Source organism: Deinococcus sp. (assembly GCF_018260405.1).
Lineage (GTDB): Bacteria > Deinococcota > Deinococci > Deinococcales > Deinococcaceae > Deinococcus.
In genome coordinates this window covers 1-17,412 of the sequence record NZ_JAGLBG010000054.1, presented here as the reverse complement: position 1 = coordinate 17,412, position 17,412 = coordinate 1, and the positions used below count along the sequence as shown (strand labels likewise).

Below are 17,412 nucleotides of genomic sequence, written 5' to 3'. Positions count from 1 at the left end.
TGCTCCAGCGATTGTGCGCCTGATGAAGAGGGCAGCATGGATACTCCGACGATATGGGCCTCAGACAGCCTCTAAGGCCACGGGCCACCATGCGCTTGGCGTGGTAGGACATATTTGCTTCGGTAAACAGCAGATTGCGGGCCACGTCCTGCTGAGACGCGCTGCCCAGGTCACGCAGCACGGCCAGCAGGTCAAATTCGGTCATGCTGAGGTCCAGCGGCGTAAGGGCGTGCTCGACCTGCTGAATCTTGCCCTGCGTCGTCCTGACCAGCCGCCGCCAGATTCGTATGGGCAGCCCCCGCAGGGCCGCGTCTATCTCATTCACGCGCCGAGTATACCCATTCTTTATAAAGTGATTTGCATTACATAACACTTAAAGATTTAAGTTAATTTATATCCATGAATCCGATTCAAGGCCTCCACCACCTGACCGTCATGGCAAGCGACCCCCAGAAGAACGTAGACTTCTTCACGCAAGTGCTGGGCCAGCGCATGGTCAAAGTGACCGTCAACTTTGACGATCCCGGCACCTATCACCTGTACTACGGCGACGAAACCGGCGCGCCCGGCACCATCATGACTTACTTTCCCTGGCCCAACGCGGTCAAGGGACGGCGCGGCAACGGCGAAATCGTAGCCGCCGCCTACGCTGCGCCTGTCGCCTCGCAGGACTACTGGAAAGCCCGCCTGAAAGAATTTAGCCTTCCCTTTACCGAAGAAACCCGCTTTGGCAGCCCCGCCGTGAAGTTTGAGGACCCCGACGGCCTGTGGATTGAAATTATCTTCGAGGATGGAGCCGACGTGCCGAGCTTCTGGCCCAAGAGTCCCGTGCCCCGTGAACACGCCCTGCACGGCTTTCACAGCGTGACGGGCTGGGTTGCTCAGACCGCCCAGACCGAGAGCTTGCTGACCGGGCCACTGGGCTTTACCAAAGTAGGCAGCGAACAAGACGCCGAAGGCACCCGCACCCGCTTCCGGGGCCAGTCGGACGGCGTGGGCCTGTACATCGACCTGGTCGAGCGCCCCGGCAAGCCGCACGGCCAGTTCAGTGCGGGCAGCGTGCATCACGTCGCGCTGCGTACGGTGGACGACACCGAGCAACTGGAATATCAGAAGGTGCTGCGCGAACATGGTTATCAGGCCACGCCCGTGCAAGACCGCCAGTACTTCCATTCCATCTATTTCCGTGAGCACTCAGGCATTCTGTTTGAAGTCGCCACCGACGCCCCCGGCTTCCCGGCCGACGAGAGCGTCGACGAACTGGGCAAACACCTGAAATTGCCCGCCTGGTACGAAAGCAAGCGTGCGGCGATTGAGGCCCGCGTCAAACCCATCGTCAACCACGAGTACGGCGTGACGATTGGCGGCGCGAGCCAGACCAGCGCCCCGACCAGCGCCGCCAGCCTCTCGGACGGCCTGCGCGTAAATGGCCCGCACCAGGGCCAGCCGGTGCTGACTACGGGCCGCGCCCTGGATGAATCCCGCGCCGCCGTGATTCTGGTGCACGGGCGCGGTGGCAGCGCCGAGGACATCCTGGGCCTCTCGCAGCAGTTCAACCTGTCGGCCTTTACCTACGTCGCGCCGCAAGCCAAAGACAACAGCTGGTATCCCGAGAGCTTTTTGGCCCCGCTGGAGCGCAATGAACCCGGCCTGTCGTCGGGCCTACAAATGATTGACGACACCGTGAATACGCTAGGTGAGCAGGGCATTACGCCTGAAAACATCGTGATCGGCGGCTTCTCGCAGGGCGCGTGCCTGGCGCTGGAATACGTGGCCCGCAACGCCCGGCGCTACGGCGGTGTGTTTGCCTTCTCAGGCGGCTTGATTGGCCCGGACGGCACCCCCCGCGACTACCCCGGCAGCCTGGACGGCACCCCCATTTTTATCGGGTGCAGCGACGTGGACGGGCACATTCCCCTGCGCCGCGTGGAGGAAAGCGCCGAGATTCTGGCCGGACACGGCGCGAAGGTGGACAAGCGCATCTACCCGCAGATGGGCCACACCATCAACGAAGATGAGATTCAGGCCGTGCAGAAGATGCTTCAGGAAGTCTCGGCCCGCAGTGTGTAACAACCCAGATTGAACCAGAAAAAGTGCCCTCCTCACTGATGGGCACTTTTTCGGTTGAGTTCCTTAAGGAGCGACCCATGTTTTTTACGTATGAACCGCTGCCCACCCGCGTTGTGTTTGGGGCAGGTAGCCGCGAGCAACTGGCCGCCGAAACTGGGCGCCTCGGCATCCGGCGGGCACTGGTGCTGTCTACGGCGGGGCAGAGCGCCAAAGCTGGTGAACTGGCCGCGCAACTGGGCCACCTGTGCGCCGGAACTTTCAGCGGGGCGACCATGCACACGCCCGTCAGCGTGACCGAAGAGGCCCTAAGGCGCGTGCAGGAACTCGGCGCAGACGGGCTGGTGGCGTTTGGCGGCGGCAGCACCACGGGCCTCAGCAAGGCGCTGGCGCTGCGAACCGACCTGCCGCAACTCATCTTGCCGACCACCTACGCGGGTTCGGAAATGACCCCGATTCTGGGCGAGACGCAGGAGGGGCGCAAAACCACCCAGAACACGCCCAAAGTGCTGCCCGAAACGGTGATTTACGACGTGGAACTCACCCTGACGCTGCCGCCCGCCATGAGTGCCAGCAGCGGCATGAACGCGGTTGCCCACGCCGCCGAAGCCCTGTACGCGCAAGACGGCAACCCTGTCGTGTCCCTGATGGCCGAGGACGCCATCCGGGCGCTGGCGGGGGCGCTGCCTGTCATCGTGCAAGAGCCGCAGAATCTGGAGGCCCGCATGCAGGCCCTCTACGGCGCGTGGCTGGCGGGGAGTGTGCTGGGCAGTGTGGGCATGGCGCTGCACCACAAACTGGCACACGTGCTGGGCGGAAGTTTTAATCTGCCGCACGCCGAACTGCACGCCGCGCTGCTGCCGCACACCATCGCCTACAACGCTCCCCACGCGCCGGAAGCCATGCGCCGCATCGCCCGCGCCCTGGGCACAGAAGACGCTGCGCTGGGACTGTACGAACTGAACCGCACGCTAGGAAATGCCCTTGCCCTACACGAACTGGGGATGCCGGAAGACGGCATAGCCCAGGCCGCCGCGCAGGCGCTCGAAAAACCCTACCCGAACCCTGCGCCACTGGAAGAAAAAGCCCTGCTTAAGCTGCTGCGCCGCGCCTGGAGCGGCCAGACCCCGAGCAGCCAGACCCCGGAGGAAAAACGATGAAAGCTGCTGTCATCCATGATTTTGCTCACCCCCCCCGTTACGACGACTTTCAGGCCCCCCAGCCGGACGCGGGGGAGGTGCTGGTAGGGGTCGAGGCCGCCGCCGTCAGCCAGCTGGTGCGGGCGCAGGCGTCGGGCAAGCACTACAGCAGCGGCAAGACCCTGCCGGTCGTCCCCGGATTCGATGGCGTGGGCCAACTGGAAGACGGCAGCCGCGTGTATTTCGCCTTCCCGACGGCCCCGTTTGGCGCACTGGCGCAGCAGAGCAAGGTGCGGCGCGAATACACGGTGGCCCTGCCCGCCGGACTGGACAGCACCGTGGCCGCCGCCCTCGCCAATCCGGGCATGTCGTCGTGGGCGGCGCTGACGCGGCGGGCGCACCTGAAAACGGGTGAACACGTGCTGATCAACGGCGCGACGGGCACTTCGGGACGGCTGGCGGTGCAGATTGCGCGTCATCTGGGGGCCGGGCGCATCGTGGCGACGGGTCGCACTGAAGCGGTGCTGCGTGACCTGGGGGCCGACGAAATCATCGTGCTGAACCAGGAGGAAGGCGCGCTCACCGAAACGTTCCGCCAGAGTGTTCACCGCAATCCGGTGCATGTCGTCCTGGATTACCTCTGGGGCGTGTCGGCCCACAGCCTGCTTTCGGCCTTCAGCGGTCACGCCAACCCGGAGGGCGAGCCGCGCGTGCGCTTCGTGCAAATCGGATCCATGAGCGGCGCGGACATCAGCCTGAACGCCTCGACGCTGCGCAGTTCGGGCGTGGAACTGATGGGCAGCGGCCTGGGCAGCGTGTCCAACCGGGAACTGGTGGGCGCGATTGGCGAGATGCTGGAGGCGGCCGCCGCACACGCCTGGACGACCCCAGTGGACGTTCGCCCCCTGGCTGAGGTGGAGACGGCGTGGAACGCGGCGGGAAATGACCGTTTGGTAGTCGTGAACTGATACGGATGCCGGTTGACTCGGTGCAGTTCCGAATCAATCCGGGCCGAGGCGAGTAGAAACAGCGTACGGTGCGGTATAGAGCCGCAGGCGGTGCCTTCGCGACTGTGACGAAATGGAGGGGAATCCGGATGCGGTAAAGGCGAGGGGCGAGAGCATGAGCGTAGGCGACCGTAGCCCGTAAATTGTGTCAAGACGCCAACTCCAGAGGCTGTTTTTCTAGGATAAGCTGAACATATGACCGAGATTCCGACTCCCTCTGTCCCCGACTTCTGGGGCCGCGCCTACACGGCCGAAGGGATAACCGTGTACTACAATAGGCGGCGCTGCATTCACTTCGCCGCCTGTGTACGCGGATTGCCGCAGGTATTTGACACGCAGCAGCGTCCCTGGATTCAGCCGGGCCGGGCCGACGCCGCTGCCGTGGCTGAGGTCGTGCGCCGCTGCCCCACAGGAGCGCTGCATTATGTCCTGCCCTCTGGCCCGCCGGAGTTGTCCGCACCCACCACCATAGACGTGCGGGAAAACGGCCCTAATTTCCTGCGGGGTGACCTTACCATCGCCTCGCCTGAGAGCGCTGACCCGGCAGGCACCATCCGCGATACCCGCGCCGCCCTGTGCCGCTGTGGGCAGAGCGGCAATAAGCCCTTTTGCGACGGCACCCACCGCCAGGTGGGCTTTCAGGCTCCCGGTGGGCAAAGCTGAATAACGCCTGAATCAGAGGCTCACCCTGGATTCCGGGAAGCTGAAGTCAGTAAGGCTTCATCAGGTTAAGTTAGGGTAAAGTGGTGTGCCTGCTGACGGGAAACCCTATCGCCACCGTTTTCCCAAGAGCATCATCGGGCACGCCGTCTGGCTCTATCATCGCTTTGCGCTCAGCTGCCGTGATATCGCAGAGTTCCTTCTCCAGCGAGGAATTCAGGTCAGTTGCGAAACCATCCGTGACTGGTGCGAGAAATTCGGCCTCACCATTAACAGAGAACTGAGGAAGCGGGAACCACCATGTGGTTCCCGCTTGCACTTGGACGAAGTCTTCGTGAAGATCAAAAGTCAAGCACTCCCCGCGCTTACAATGTGCCTCAAAGACGGCTTTGTCGGCACTGCGTGGTTGGTTATAGCGTGCAGTGGACGAGTATGGGACTGTACTAGACGTGCTGTTGCAAGAACACCGAGGGACTGATGCGGCGAAGACGGTTTTCATCACCTTGCTCAGCAAAGATGTGGAGAAGGTATAGAAATTCCTCGATCTGCACGCCATAACCAGTAACCTTCACCAATACACGCGAACAAACGTTCCCGCCGAAGCAACCAGAGAAGCGCTTTTCAAATCTGAAACGAGGTTGTGCTGCTCGCGGCCTGATCGTTCAGGCCGCCTCGCTCCCGACCGCCCTGCAAAAACTTAACCTGACAGAACCCTTATTTCTTGGGTTCGTCCGCGACTGCGCCCGTGACACCAGGGGCCACCCAGCTCATGCTATTAAGTTCGGCGACGCTCGCCACTTTGCCCGCCGGAACGCGCAAAATGCCGCCACGATCCTTGATGGGACCAGTGTAGGGGTCAAATGTGGGCTTGGCGCTCTTCATGTCGGCATTCAGGGCCATCACGCGGTCATACACGCTGACCTGTTTGCCGCCTACAGTTATCTTGGCGGCCTTGAGCTGGGCGGCGTATTTGGGATTGATAACCACGCCCGGCTGCGCGGCGGCTTCCACAGCGCCCTTGTTCAGCAGCCACCAGTAATCCACATCTTGCAGGTTCTTGTTGGTGTAGGTGCCGTTATGCACTTTGGTCAGGAAGTCGATGTAAATCTTGTCCCAATGAACGATCTGCCCCGAGACCACGTTGTTCGGCCCAAAGCGGGACATATCGTTGTAGTGCCCGAACACCGGGAGGTTGTGCGCCACTGCTGTCTGAACCACCGTGGGGGTGTCCTCGCTGAAGCCCAGCACGTCATTGCCCTCGTTGATCAGTGCCTCGGCAGCTTGCTTGGCCTTGGTCGGGTCGAACCACGCGCTGATCCACTTCACATTGACCTTGGCCTTGGGGTTGACAGCCAGCGCCCCCAGCGCAAAGGCGTTGATGTGCCGCTTAATTTCGGGAATCGGGAAGGTGCCCACATAGCCGATGTTGCCGCTCTTGGTCAACGCCCCGGCAATCAGGCCGTTGAGGTAGTACACCTGATAAAAGTCGGCCATGTAGGTGGCGAGGTTGGGAGCGCGTTTGTACCCGGCAGCGTGGGCAAAAATCACGTTGGGGTACTTTTTGGCGGCCGCGGCGGTCTGATCCATGTACCCGAAGGAGGTCGTGAAGATGACCTGACAGCCCCCCCGCGCCAGGCGGTCGAGCACCGGCAGCGCCTGACCTTCCGGCACCGATTCGACGTAGCGGGTGCTTAGCCAGGGCAGGGCCTTTTGCGCCATCAGGCGGGCCTGGTCGTGCGCGTAAGTCCAGCCGCCGTCATTGGCTGGCCCGATATAAACGAAACACGCCTGGAGTTTGCCGCCAGGGGCGGTGGCCGAAGCTGCGGCTGAGGTCTGGGCCAGGGCCGGGGAAACGGTGCCGGAAGCGAGGGTGAGTGAAACCAGAGCGGACAGGGAAAGTGCAATTTTTTTCATAGTTCTCCTTACGGGAAACGGGAAGGTGCTGGATAAAAGGTGCTGTGGAAATGATACGGAGTACCGTGTGTTCCGTTAACAGGGTGCAAGTACATTGGGTGGCCAACTCTATGCCCGACAGTCCTCTTTGCTTGCGCTTGTTCTGCGGCGCGGCTCTGCGAGTCTGCTCGGCTTGAACGAATTTTGCAAACCATTTAGAGCCTTTTGCAAAAGGGTGGTGCTCTTTTGACCATCTTTTTGCCTAGTGGAACGAGTGAACAAGAAAGAGCCGGACGTAGAATGACGGGGGGGGCGGTGTTGTTCCGACGTGCCCATCATTCGCAGAACTGCTCTACCCCGAGTCCGTATTAGCGTTCACCGCGCAGGTAGGGCCGCCCCAGTGCTGCCGGGGCGTGGCCTGCTGCCTGCCGCGCCCCAGCGACGCCAAGCGCGACGAGCACCAGCAGGTAGGGCAAAGCGGCGAGGAGTTCGGTGGGAAAGCGGGTGGCGCCCTGCAAGCGGAACTGTAGGTAATACAACACGCCGAAGAACAGGGCACCAGCGGCGGCCCGCAAGGGACTCCAGGCCACAAAAATCACCAGAGCCACCGCCAGCCAGCCCAGCCCGCCCGATATGTTGTCCATCCACGAGGGGCGGTAGACCAGGCTAAGAAAAGCGCCTGCCAGCCCGGAGAACGCGCCGCCGATCAGCACCGCCACGAACCGCACCAGCGGCACGCTGATTCCCAGCGCGTCTACCGCCGCCGGATTTTCACCTGTCGAGCGCAGGATCAGGCCGGGGCGCGTAAAGGAGAACACAAACGCCAGGAGCAGCGTAAGTAACCCCGCCAGAGCGACAAATGGCCACTCGGGTACGTGAATAGCCAGTGGAAAACCTTCGTAGGATTTGCCGAGTAGCCCGGCCAGACCCGTGCCCAGCAGGGTGAGTGCCAGACCCGAAACAAACTGGTTGGCCCGCATGGGAATGGTGGCCACGGCGTGAACGCAGGCGAGGGCCGTAGCCGCAGCGATGGCGGCCCCCACCGCCAGCCAGGGGTTTCCGGTGCTGTTGGCAGTAGCAAAGGCGGCCAGCGCCCCCACTGCGATCATTCCCTCGACGCCCAGATTGGAGACTCCGGCCCGCTCATTAACGGTAGCTCCCAGGCATGCCAGCAAAATCGGTGTGCCAAAAGACACGGCCTGAAGTAGGGCGCTGCTGATCTCATTCATAGCTTCTCCGCGGCCATGGCCCGAAACGAACCCGGTTCTGAACAAACAGTTCACTGACGATCAGGCACAGCAGCATCACGCCGCTGAACACGTCCACGATTCGGAAAGGCATGTTCTGGTCGATCTTGAGCACGTCGCCGCCTGCCAGAATGACGCCTAGCAGCGGCGCGGTCAACAGTACCAGCAGGGGGTTGCCGCGTGCCAGCCACGCCACGATGACGGCTGTGAAGCCGTAGCCCAGCGAAAGCTCGCCCGGTTCAAGCAGGCGGTGGTGAATGCCCGCCACCTCACCGACTCCGGCCAGGCCCGCCGCGCCTCCGGTGATCAGGGCCGCCAGGGTCATCACCCGCCCCACGGGAATCCCGGCGTATTCTGCCGCCGCCCGGTTTTCACCGACCACCCGCAGCTGATAGCCGAACACCGAACGGGTCAGCACAAACTGCAACCCGGTGACCACCAGCACGCCCAGCACCAGCGTCGCTTGGTGCACCTGTGTGCCGGGCAACAGCGCCAGGGTTGCCGCGCCAGGAAACAGATCCGAGTAGACGTAACCCTGCACGTTGCGGCCCTTCCACGGCCCATTGATGAGGTACACCACCAGACTGCTCGCTACATAGTTCAGCATCAAGGTGGTCAGGATTTCGTTGACCCGGTAGCGCACCTTCAGCCATACGGCGATCAGCGCCCACAGGCCGCCCAGCAGCGTCCCACAGAGGAACATCAGCGGCAAAGTCCAGGGGCCGGGGGGCACAAAAAGAGCCACGCCGCTGCCGCCGACGGCTCCCAGCAGCAACTGGCCTTCGCCACCGATATTCACGAATTGCGCCCGGTAGGCCAGGGTCAGCCCACCGCCGATCAGCAGCAGCGGAATAGAGCGCCGCACGACCTCCGAGAGGCCCACCGGGTCGCCCAGGGTGCCGAGCATACTGCGGTAAGCCTCCAGTGGAGCGACCCCGTAAAGGGCAAAGACCCCGGCGCAGATCAGGGCGGCGACCAGCAGGGCGATCACCGTGACCAGCAGCCGCCGCCAGGGGCCAGGGCTGGACACGGGCGACAAGCGCATCACGCCGCGCCCCCGGTCATCTGGAGGCCCAGGGCTTTCCGGCTGGTCTGCGCGGCGTCGAACGGGCCGAGCAGCTGGCCGTGCAGCATCACCACCACGCGGTCACATAGCGACAGCAGTTCGTCGAGGTCTTCGCCGACCAGCAGCACACCTGCGCCCCGGCCCGCACAGCCCAGCAGTTCTTGATGAACCTGCTCGGTAGCGCCGATATCGAGGCCGTAAGTGGGATGAACCGCCAGAATGAGCCGTACCTGTTCGGTGAGTTCGCGGGCTAGAATCAGTTTCTGAATATTGCCCCCCGACAGCAGGCGGCTGGGGGTCTGCACATTCGGCGTGGAGACAGCGTACCGCTCGACCATGCGGCGCGCAAACTCATCTTGCGCCTGTAGGTTACGCAGACCACCGCGTGAAAAGGGAAGCTGCCCATATTCGCGCAGGGCCAGATTCTCCGACACGCTCATAGTCGGAACCGTGCCGGTGTGCAGCCGATCTTCCGGAATGTGAGCTACGCCCTGGGCAAAACGCTGTGCCGGATCGCCCGTCAGGGGTACCCCGCCGAGGCTGACTGCGCCGCCGCTTACCGGACGCAGGCCCGCCAGTACCTCGACCAGTTCGGTCTGACCATTGCCCGTTACGCCTGCCACGCCCAGCACCTCGCCCTCATGCAGGTCAAAGTTCACGCCGCGCAGTGCCAGATGCCCGCGCCCACCCCGCGCCTCTAGGCCGCGCACCGACAGCAGCAGGGGGCCGGGGGGCGGCGTGACCCGGCGGCGCTCGAAACTCACGCTGCGGCCCACCATCAGTTCGGCCAGGCTGGCCTTGCTGGCCTCGGCAATCGGCAGCCCGCCGACCACCTTGCCCCGGCGCAGCACCACCGTCCGGTCACAGATTTCCATGACTTCATCGAGCTTATGGCTGATAAAGATCAGTGATTTGCCGCCCGCCCGCAACTCCCGCATAATCTGAAACAGTCCCTCGACCTCCTGCGGGGTCAGCACGCTGGTCGGTTCATCCAGAATCAGAATGCGTGCGCCGCCCAGCAGGGCACGTAGAATTTCGACGCGCTGTTTTTCCCCGGGCGACAGGGTATGGACGGGCGCCGCCGGATTGACCTCCAGGCCATAGGTACGCGACAGCTCCAGAATGCGGGGCGTGACCTGCCGCACCGGTTGCCAGGCGCTCCCGGCTCCCAGCGCAAGGTTTTCGGCGACGGTGTGGCGCTCGACCAGCAGGGGGTGCTGCGGCACCAGCCCCATTCCGCGCCGCAGCGCCTGCGCCGGGGAACTGAGATTCGCGGGCTGACCGTCCAGCAAAATCTCGCCCTCATCAGGCTGGTAAAGGCCGTACAGAATGCTGATCAGGGTGCTTTTCCCTGCCCCATTTTCGCCCAGCAGCCCCAGCACCTCGCCCGGATAAACCTCCAGTGAGACCTGATCGTTGGCAGTCACGCCGGGAAAACGCTTGGTGATGCCCCGCAGGCTCAATACTGCTGAGGTCACATCGGGATGACCCGGCTGGGCAAGCGTCTCAATTCTGGTCATGATGCTTTCTCTTTGCCTCCGGGAAGTTGTGCGCTCGAAAAGTATGACGACCTGGTAAGTAACTGCCGGGTGATGCGTCATCGCTCTGAGCAGACTGACAAAGCTGCGAAACAGGGCGAGTGTGGGGGCTTTGTCCAGACCCGCGGAACTGAGGCTGGGCGCTCCTTAAAGCTTGTGAGCTAGACGCCCATATAGTTTTGGACAGCACTTTGCGGCACCTCAGCGGTCAGCCCGCTTTCGACGACGCGTCCACGTTGTAGCACATAGTAACGGTCCGCGAAGGCCCAGGCAAAGTCGAGGTACTGCTCGACCAGCAGCACTGCCACGCGCAGTTCGGTGCGGATACGGGTCAGGGCCGTTTCGATTTCCTGCACGATGCTGGGTTGGATGCCCTCGGTGGGTTCATCAAGCAAAAGGTAGCGCGGCTGCGTGACCAGCGCCCGCCCGATAGCGACTTGCTGCTGTTGCCCGCCCGACAGGTTGCCCGCCTTGCGCGAGGCCATATCGCGGCAGATCGGAAAGAGGTCATACACCAGTTCGGGGACTTGCTTTTTGGCGGTGGGGCGGCCCGCGAGCGCCGGAAGACCCATCAGCAGATTTTCCTCGACGCTCAGGTGCGAAAAAAGCCCACGCCCCTGCGGCACGTAAGCCAGTCCAGCGCGGGCGCGGACAAACGCAGGCTGGTCTTCTACCTGTTCACCATTCAGGCGCACGCCCCCAGCCGTCACAGGATGCAGTCCCGTGATGGTTCTCAGAAGTGTCGTTTTGCCCACGCCGTTACGCCCGATCAGTGTGACCGCTTCGGCGTCGTTGACCTCCAGATTAATGTCGAAAAGAACAGGACTCTGGCCGTAAGCAGCATTGATATGTTCAAGTTTGAGCATGGTTTTCCTTGTGGCGGTGTAGAGGGCAAAGGGCACACAGCGGCGGACGGGTCACTCAGTCCGCTGCCTCTTTCGGCCTGCCCAGGTAAATCTCCATCACATCCGGGTCGTCCCGCAGGGTGGCCAGGCTTCCTTCGCGGAACACCTGCCCCTGATGCAGCACCGTGACGGGCGCGGCGAGCAGCTCGACAAAATGCATGTCGTGGTCGATGACCAGCACGGCGTGTTGCCCCGCCAGTGCGCGAATCAACTCAGCGGTCTGGGCCGTTTCCTGCGCGGTCATGCCCGCCGTCGGTTCGTCGAGCAGCAGCAGTCTGGGGCGCGGCGCGACGACCATCCCAATTTCGAGCCACTGTTTTTCGCCGTGGGCAAGTTGCCCCGCCTGCACGTCCTGGCGCTCGGTCAGTCCTGTGAGCGTGAGAAGTTCGTTTACCCGCGCCTCTTCTTGTGGGCGGATTTTCGGCGAGAGGCTGGCAAATACGTCCTTGTCGCTGCGGACGGCCAGGCGCAGATTGTCGCGCACATTGAGACTTTCGAGCACGCCGGGAGCCTGAAATTTGCGGCAGATGCCCCGGCGGGCGATCAGGTATTCGGGCAGCCGTGAAATAATTTCTCCGCCGAACTGCACCTCGCCGCTGGCCGGGCGCACCTTGCCGATAATGGTGTCCAGCAGCGTGCTTTTGCCCGCACCGTTGGGGCCGATCAGCACCCGCAAGTCACCGGGCCAGACTTGCAGCGACAGATTCTGAATGGCTTTGAAGCCGTCGAACGATACGGTGATGTCCCGCACGTCCAGCAGAGGTGCTCCTGTTTGTTCAGACGGCATCTTTCACCTCGGGGTGCATGGGCAGGGGTGCGGGGCGTCGGCCAGCTCCACCTGACAGGCGACTTTTGAGCAGACCCGCCACGCCTTCAGGCAGGTACATAACCACAAGAACGAAAAGTGCGCCCATGATGTACAGCCACGCTTCGGGAGCCGCGCTGGAAATGCGGTCTTTGGCCAGTTGGCCCAGCACCATGCCGCCCGCTGCGCCCCACAGGCTGGCCCGGCCACCAAGCGCCACCCACACCACCAGTTCGATGCTGAAGGCCACGCCAATCATGGCGGGCGAGATGGTGCCGAGGTGCAGGGTATACAGCGCTCCACTGAGACCCGACAGTACGCCGCCCAGCACAAAGGCCGCGACCTTAAAGGCCGCTGGGTTGTAGCCCAGAAACCGGCTGCGGTTCTCATTGTCCCGGATGGCCGTGAGCAGCGACCCGAACGGGGTATTCAGAACCCAGGCGGTGCCTGCAAAACTCACACCCAGAATGAGCAGCGTGGCCCAGTACAGTTCACGCGAAAAGTCCGGGCCGCGCAGATTGAGGCCCATAAAGGTCTGAAAATCGGTGATGCCGTTGCTGCCGCTCGTCAGCCCCTGAGCGCCGCCCAGCCAAGTCACGAACGCCAGCACCAGCGCCTGCGTAATGATGCTGACGAATACGCCCGTAATGCGCCGCCGGAACATCAACCAGCCAATCAGATACGCGGCCAGGCCGGGCAACACCACGACCATCAGCAGGGCAAACGGCGCAGAATGAAACGGCTGCCAGAACCACGGAAGCTTGTTAATACCGCTATACACCATGAAATCCGGCAGTTCGCCCTTCGGGGTGGCCGCCAGTTTAAGGTGCATCGCCAGAGCATACCCGCCCAGACCAAAAAAGAGGCCCTGCCCCAGGCTAAGAATTCCGGCGCGGCCCCACACCACACTGGCACCCAGCGCGGCGATTGCCAGGGCCAGCACCCGCCCCAGCAGCGCCAGCGGGTAGGAGGCGAGCACAAACGGGGCGAGCAGCAGCGCCAGCACGACCAGTGTGGGCCACAGGGCCGCTTTGCCCAGATGCGCTGCCTTCACGCTCTGCGCCCTCACGCTTCTTCCAGGGCGCGGGACTGTGTGGGAAACAGACCCCTGGGTTTCCATTGCAAGAAGGCCACCACGACCACCAGCAAGATGGCCTGCGCCAGACTGACGCTGGTCAGCCCCTCAGCCAGTGCGGTGATGCAGCCGAGCAGCAGGGCCGCCACCGCGCCGCCCAGTACGCTGCCCACGCCGCCCACCACGACCACCAGAAAGGCATTGACGATATACGCCGAGCCGACGGTGGGATTCACCGGAGCCAGCAGCGCCAGCCCCGCTCCCGCGACGCCCGCGATGCCGCTGCCCAGCGCAAAAACAAGCATATCCAGTTGCCGGGTGTTGACTCCCAGCGACGACGCCACCTCGCGGTTCTGGTTGACGGCCCGCACATGCATCCCGAAGCGTGAGCGGTTCAGCAGCCACCACACGGCTATCAGCACCAGCGCCGAAAGCGCCATAACGAACAGGCGCACGTAGGGAAAGGTCAGGCCGTCGAGTGCGCCGCCGTGCACCGTGATGGCCCCCGACAGCCAAGCCGGAGCCATCACGGGTACGCCGGTAGAGCCAAAGATCTGCCGCGCGGCCTGTTGCAAGATCAGGCTGATGCCGAAGGTCGCCAGCAGCGTGTCGAGTGGCCTGCCGTAGAGCCGCCGGATGACCGTGAATTCAAGAACGGCGCCCAGCAGCGCCGATCCCACAAACGCCAGCGGAAACGCCAGCCACAGGAACTGCGGCCCTACCCACTGCGAGGCGAGGTAAGTCAGGTAACCGCCAAACATCAGAAATTCGCCGTGCGCCATATTGATGACGCGCATCAGTCCGAAGCTCAGCGCCAGCCCTAGCGCCGCGAGCAGCAGAATTGAGGCCACCGAGAGGCCCGTAAATAATTGTCCGAAAAGAAAAACGGCGTCCATGACGTCCTCCTGCCAAGAAACTAAGGTAAGCTGCGCCACCAGGCGCAGCCCACCACTAGGGAATTCGCCGCTTAAGGGCAGGTCTTGCCGGGGAAGGCCAGGGCGTCGTAGGGCTGCGGCGCGATTACGCCCCCGCTCTGGGCCACCACCTTGAACTGCCCGCCCGCACCGCTTTGCCCGGTGTACACGGTCTGGGTCAGGCTGCCGTTTTTGTCGACAGTGATTTTGCCCAGCGGACTGTCGGTGCTGACTCCGACAATGGCCTTACGTACAGCCACTGGGTCGAAGCTCTTGGCCTTCTCGACGGCAGCTTTCCAGAGGTAGACGTCCATATAAGCGTGCGCCATTGGGTCGGTGATTGCGGCCTTGGCTCCGTATTTCTTCTGATAAGCGGCCACAAACTTTTTGTTGGCTGCGTTAGGAAGGCTCTGAAAATAGTTCCAGGTGGCGTACTGCCCGGTCAGCAGGGCGGGGCCGATGCTCTGGGCTTCTTGCTCAGCAATCGAGAAACTAATGACCGGTAAGGTGGCTGCGCTGTACCCAGCCGCCTGATACTGCTTGAAAAATGACACGTTGCTGTCGCCGTTCAGCGTGTTGATGATCACGTCGGGTTTAGCGGCCTTGATCTTGTTGATGACGCTGGAAAACTCGGTGCCGCCCAGAGCCACGTACTCCTCACCTGCGAGGTTAGTCCCTTTGGCCGCGATATGTTTTTTCAGGATCAGGTTGGCGGTGCGCGGATAGACATAGTCACTGCCGAGCAAAAAGATGTTCTTGTAGCCTTTGCTCAGCGCCCATTCGAGGGCTGGGAGGGCCTGCTGGTTGGGCTGCGCCCCGGTGTAAATGATGTTGGGGCTGCACTCGTTGCCCTCGAACTGCACGGGGTAAAACAGCAGACCCTTGTTTTTCTCGAACACCGGCAGCATGGCCTTGCGACTGGCACTCGTCCAGCCGCCGAAGACCGCCGCTACCTTGTCCTGGGTCAGCAGCTTTTCGGCCTTGGTGGCGAAGGTGGGCCAGTCAGACGCGCCGTCTTCCTTGATGACCTGAATCTTTTTACCCATGACGCCGCCCGCCGCGTTAATTTCATCTACGGCGAGTTGCGCTGCGTTCGCCACTGTGATCTCGCTGATGGCCATGGTGCCCGTTAGAGAATGAAGCACGCCAACTTTCACGGTGCCTTGGGCCAGAGCGTTACCAAGCAGAAGAAGGGTGAGGGAGGCAGTCAGGTTACGGTACGTCATGTGAACTCCTTGAAAAGTCAGATGGGTGAAGTGGCTCGCTTCTGCTAAATGTCATAGAAATTTTGAACAACTTGTATAACTCGTTGAACATTAGCGAGAATTTTGCGACATACTTGGCAAGTTGTTTAGAAAGTCATTTTGCCCTTGTCATGGGGTGAGCTATTGTGAATATTAGAGGTAACTGCTCAGCAGGGGGCCTTGACTTCCAGTACGGGTTATAGAATAGGCGCATCGAAGAGTCACGTTGCCCTAACTGCGAACGGTTGGAAGCTGAGCTTGCTCAGCTTCGACGTGACTATCAGCAATTGGAAGCCAAAGTTAGAGAGCTGACTGCTCTCCTCAAGGGTACGAGCGCCACCTCACGCCAACCACCCAGTCAAGATCCGCCTTGGGTGCCTAAAAGTGGGCGTCAAAAGTCAGGGCAGTTCTCGGGTGGTCAGAAAGGTCATCCGGGGAAAACCCTAAAGTTCAGCGACAAGCCGGACTTTACCGTTCCCCTGCCGCTCACTGGACACTGCGGTTGTGGTTAGGTCTGTGAAGAAGTCCCCCTGAGCGACATCATTGCTCGTCAGGTACACGACATTCCAGAACTGCACCCTCTGGTGACGGAATATCAGGCCGAAGTCAAAATCTGTCTGCAATGCTGCTGTCGGGGCCAGGCTCCCTTTCCTGAAGACGTTTCTGGCACCGTGCAGTATGGCCCTGGTGTTCATGCACTGACGACTTATCTCCACGTCGACCACTTCATCTCTCTGGACAGGGTGGGCGAAATCATGGAGGCACTTTTTGGTGCCTCCATCAGTGATGGAACCGTCGTGCTGAACCTGAATCTCGCTGCCGAACGGCTTATGCACCTTGAGGACGCACTGAAAACAGCCCTATAAGCCCAGCCTGTTGTGCATGCTGATGAAACAGATTCCAAGGTTAATGGGAATCGTGCCTGGTTCCATGTGGTCTGTTCGGCCCAGCTTGCTCTCTATACCCATAGCTCTTATCGTGGAATGAAGGGGTTAAAGGTCGCCAACATCCTGCCGACCTATACGAGCATACTGGTTCATGATGCCTCGTCGACGTACATGGGGCTACCCAGCGAGCATGCCCTGTGTAACGCCCATCTTCTGCGTGACCTGCCAAAAATACACGAGTATCACGAACAATCCTGGGCTGGTGAGTTGAGAACAGCACTTCAGGGCGTCTACCACGCCCTGAAGCAGGGAACCCTCACCTCAGAAGGCAAAGCGGCATTTTGATGAACTAGTGCTCGCAGGATTGGAAGCGAACCCTGTTCTAGAACCTGTTCCCAAGAAGCGTGGTCAGACAGAGCAGCCTCCTGGTCGCAATCTTGCCTTACGGTGTCAGCAACACCGTGATTCGGTGCTGCGTTTTCTGGAACACGAACATGTCCTCTTTGACAACAACATGGTGGAGCGTGACCTTCGAATGCTATGCGTCAAACGCAAGGTCTCTGGCGGATTCCGGTCAGAGGCGGGTGGAGTCGTTTTCTGCCGAATTCGGAGCTTCATAGCTACTTACCGGAAACAGGGTTTAGATGTGTGGCAAGGTTTATTCGCTACTTTCCAGAATTCGCTTCTAATTCCTGCACTCACGCGCTGAGGAGTTACGTTGACAGAACCGTTGTAGATCCCCTGGACCAGATGGGCCAGACTCACCCGGTGGACCGTCAGCCTCGCGAATGCGAGGCTTTTCCTCGCCAGGTGGGGATTCATCCGTTTCGCCGTCGTGTTCGGACGTTCACGACCCGCCTCCCGGCATACTCCTGGATGATCCGTACGTGCGCCGAGGAGCGCGAGATTCGATAGGCTGTCTTCGGGAATCGCCCCCGCGTGCCCTGTCTCGCAGGCCGGTACGG

The 17,412-nt window shown here is 61.6% G+C and carries 14 protein-coding genes and 2 pseudogenes; 6 read left to right on the top strand and 10 right to left on the bottom strand.

All coding sequences use genetic code 11. The features are described from left to right. Window positions 1-325, bottom strand: a 325-nt coding sequence (locus QZ269_RS08235; protein ID WP_291426171.1) for a MarR family transcriptional regulator, incomplete at its 3' end; no start/stop codon positions are given. 74 nt (window positions 326-399) lie between these two features. Between QZ269_RS08235 and QZ269_RS08230 the strand changes: the two genes are divergently transcribed. The 5 genes and pseudogenes from QZ269_RS08230 to QZ269_RS08210 all read left to right on the top strand — a co-directional run bounded on the left by QZ269_RS08230 (window position 400) and on the right by QZ269_RS08210 (window position 5,504). Beyond that, window positions 400-2,070, top strand: a complete 1,671-nt coding sequence (locus tag QZ269_RS08230; protein WP_291426169.1) for a VOC family protein — start codon at window positions 400-402, stop codon at window positions 2,068-2,070. Between the two features lie 77 nt (window positions 2,071-2,147). Then, window positions 2,148-3,227: a maleylacetate reductase gene (locus QZ269_RS08225; protein WP_291426167.1), complete on the top strand. Its 1,080-nt coding sequence runs from the start codon at window positions 2,148-2,150 to the stop codon at window positions 3,225-3,227. After that, the gene (locus tag QZ269_RS08220) at window positions 3,224-4,174 is read left to right on the top strand and encodes a zinc-binding alcohol dehydrogenase family protein (RefSeq protein WP_291426165.1); all 951 of its coding nucleotides are present in this window, start codon (window positions 3,224-3,226) and stop codon (window positions 4,172-4,174) included. Before QZ269_RS08225 ends, QZ269_RS08220 begins: the two co-directional genes overlap by 4 nt. Before the next feature lie 234 nt (window positions 4,175-4,408). Next, complete coding sequence (locus tag QZ269_RS08215) at window positions 4,409-4,876, top strand: (4Fe-4S)-binding protein (protein WP_291426163.1); 468 nt, start codon at window positions 4,409-4,411, stop codon at window positions 4,874-4,876. 85 nt (window positions 4,877-4,961) lie between these two features. Continuing rightward, a pseudogene (locus QZ269_RS08210) lies at window positions 4,962-5,504 on the top strand (transposase). Window positions 5,505-5,587: 83 nt separating this feature from the next. Here the strand turns inward: QZ269_RS08210 and QZ269_RS08205 are convergent. From QZ269_RS08205 to urtA, 9 genes are all read right to left on the bottom strand, one after another. Then, window positions 5,588-6,787: a BMP family ABC transporter substrate-binding protein gene (locus QZ269_RS08205; protein ID WP_291426161.1), complete on the bottom strand. Its 1,200-nt coding sequence runs from the start codon at window positions 6,785-6,787 to the stop codon at window positions 5,588-5,590. 347 nt (window positions 6,788-7,134) lie between these two features. Beyond that, on the bottom strand, window positions 7,135-7,995 hold the full coding sequence (locus QZ269_RS08200) for an ABC transporter permease (protein ID WP_291426159.1): 861 nt from the start codon (window positions 7,993-7,995) through the stop codon (window positions 7,135-7,137). Continuing rightward, window positions 7,988-9,058: an ABC transporter permease gene (locus tag QZ269_RS08195; RefSeq protein ID WP_291426173.1), complete on the bottom strand. Its 1,071-nt coding sequence runs from the start codon at window positions 9,056-9,058 to the stop codon at window positions 7,988-7,990. The genes QZ269_RS08200 and QZ269_RS08195 overlap by 8 nt, the downstream gene beginning before the upstream one ends. Next, entirely contained in the window at window positions 9,058-10,599 is a 1,542-nt protein-coding gene (locus QZ269_RS08190) for an ABC transporter ATP-binding protein (RefSeq protein ID WP_291426157.1), read from the bottom strand. Before QZ269_RS08190 ends, QZ269_RS08195 begins: the two co-directional genes overlap by 1 nt. A gap of 179 nt (window positions 10,600-10,778) precedes the next feature. Next, on the bottom strand, window positions 10,779-11,483 hold the full coding sequence (gene urtE, locus QZ269_RS08185) for an urea ABC transporter ATP-binding subunit UrtE (RefSeq protein WP_291426155.1): 705 nt from the start codon (window positions 11,481-11,483) through the stop codon (window positions 10,779-10,781). Between the two features lie 55 nt (window positions 11,484-11,538). Next, a complete protein-coding gene (urtD, locus tag QZ269_RS08180; protein ID WP_291426153.1) occupies window positions 11,539-12,309 on the bottom strand; it encodes an urea ABC transporter ATP-binding protein UrtD in 771 nt (256 codons plus the stop codon). After that, window positions 12,299-13,381 carry an urea ABC transporter permease subunit UrtC gene (gene urtC / locus QZ269_RS08175; protein WP_291426151.1) on the bottom strand — a complete coding sequence of 361 codons (1,083 nt, stop codon included), beginning with the start codon at window positions 13,379-13,381 and terminating at the stop codon, window positions 12,299-12,301. Before urtC ends, urtD begins: the two co-directional genes overlap by 11 nt. Before the next feature lie 11 nt (window positions 13,382-13,392). Further along, on the bottom strand, window positions 13,393-14,298 hold the full coding sequence (gene urtB, locus QZ269_RS08170; RefSeq protein WP_291426149.1) for an urea ABC transporter permease subunit UrtB: 906 nt from the start codon (window positions 14,296-14,298) through the stop codon (window positions 13,393-13,395). A gap of 71 nt (window positions 14,299-14,369) precedes the next feature. Then, window positions 14,370-15,542: an urea ABC transporter substrate-binding protein gene (gene urtA / locus QZ269_RS08165; RefSeq protein WP_291426147.1), complete on the bottom strand. Its 1,173-nt coding sequence runs from the start codon at window positions 15,540-15,542 to the stop codon at window positions 14,370-14,372. A 305-nt stretch (window positions 15,543-15,847) separates the two neighbouring features. Here urtA and QZ269_RS08160 point away from each other — a divergent pair. Continuing rightward, a pseudogene (locus QZ269_RS08160) lies at window positions 15,848-17,156 on the top strand (IS66 family transposase). The last annotated feature ends 256 nt before the right edge of the window (window positions 17,157-17,412 follow it).

Coding starts and splice junctions, on each gene's coding strand:
- QZ269_RS08230 (WP_291426169.1), top strand. CDS start 400: ATGAATCCGATTCAAGGCCTCCACCACCTGACCGTCATGGCAAGCGAC.
- QZ269_RS08225 (WP_291426167.1), top strand. CDS start 2,148: ATGTTTTTTACGTATGAACCGCTGCCCACCCGCGTTGTGTTTGGGGCA.
- QZ269_RS08220 (WP_291426165.1), top strand. CDS start 3,224: ATGAAAGCTGCTGTCATCCATGATTTTGCTCACCCCCCCCGTTACGAC.
- QZ269_RS08215 (WP_291426163.1), top strand. CDS start 4,409: ATGACCGAGATTCCGACTCCCTCTGTCCCCGACTTCTGGGGCCGCGCC.
- QZ269_RS08205 (WP_291426161.1), bottom strand. CDS start 6,787: ATGAAAAAAATTGCACTTTCCCTGTCCGCTCTGGTTTCACTCACCCTC.
- QZ269_RS08200 (WP_291426159.1), bottom strand. CDS start 7,995: ATGAATGAGATCAGCAGCGCCCTACTTCAGGCCGTGTCTTTTGGCACA.
- QZ269_RS08195 (WP_291426173.1), bottom strand. CDS start 9,058: ATGCGCTTGTCGCCCGTGTCCAGCCCTGGCCCCTGGCGGCGGCTGCTG.
- QZ269_RS08190 (WP_291426157.1), bottom strand. CDS start 10,599: ATGACCAGAATTGAGACGCTTGCCCAGCCGGGTCATCCCGATGTGACC.
- urtE (WP_291426155.1), bottom strand. CDS start 11,483: ATGCTCAAACTTGAACATATCAATGCTGCTTACGGCCAGAGTCCTGTT.
- urtD (WP_291426153.1), bottom strand. CDS start 12,309: ATGCCGTCTGAACAAACAGGAGCACCTCTGCTGGACGTGCGGGACATC.
- urtB (WP_291426149.1), bottom strand. CDS start 14,298: ATGGACGCCGTTTTTCTTTTCGGACAATTATTTACGGGCCTCTCGGTG.
- urtA (WP_291426147.1), bottom strand. CDS start 15,542: ATGACGTACCGTAACCTGACTGCCTCCCTCACCCTTCTTCTGCTTGGT.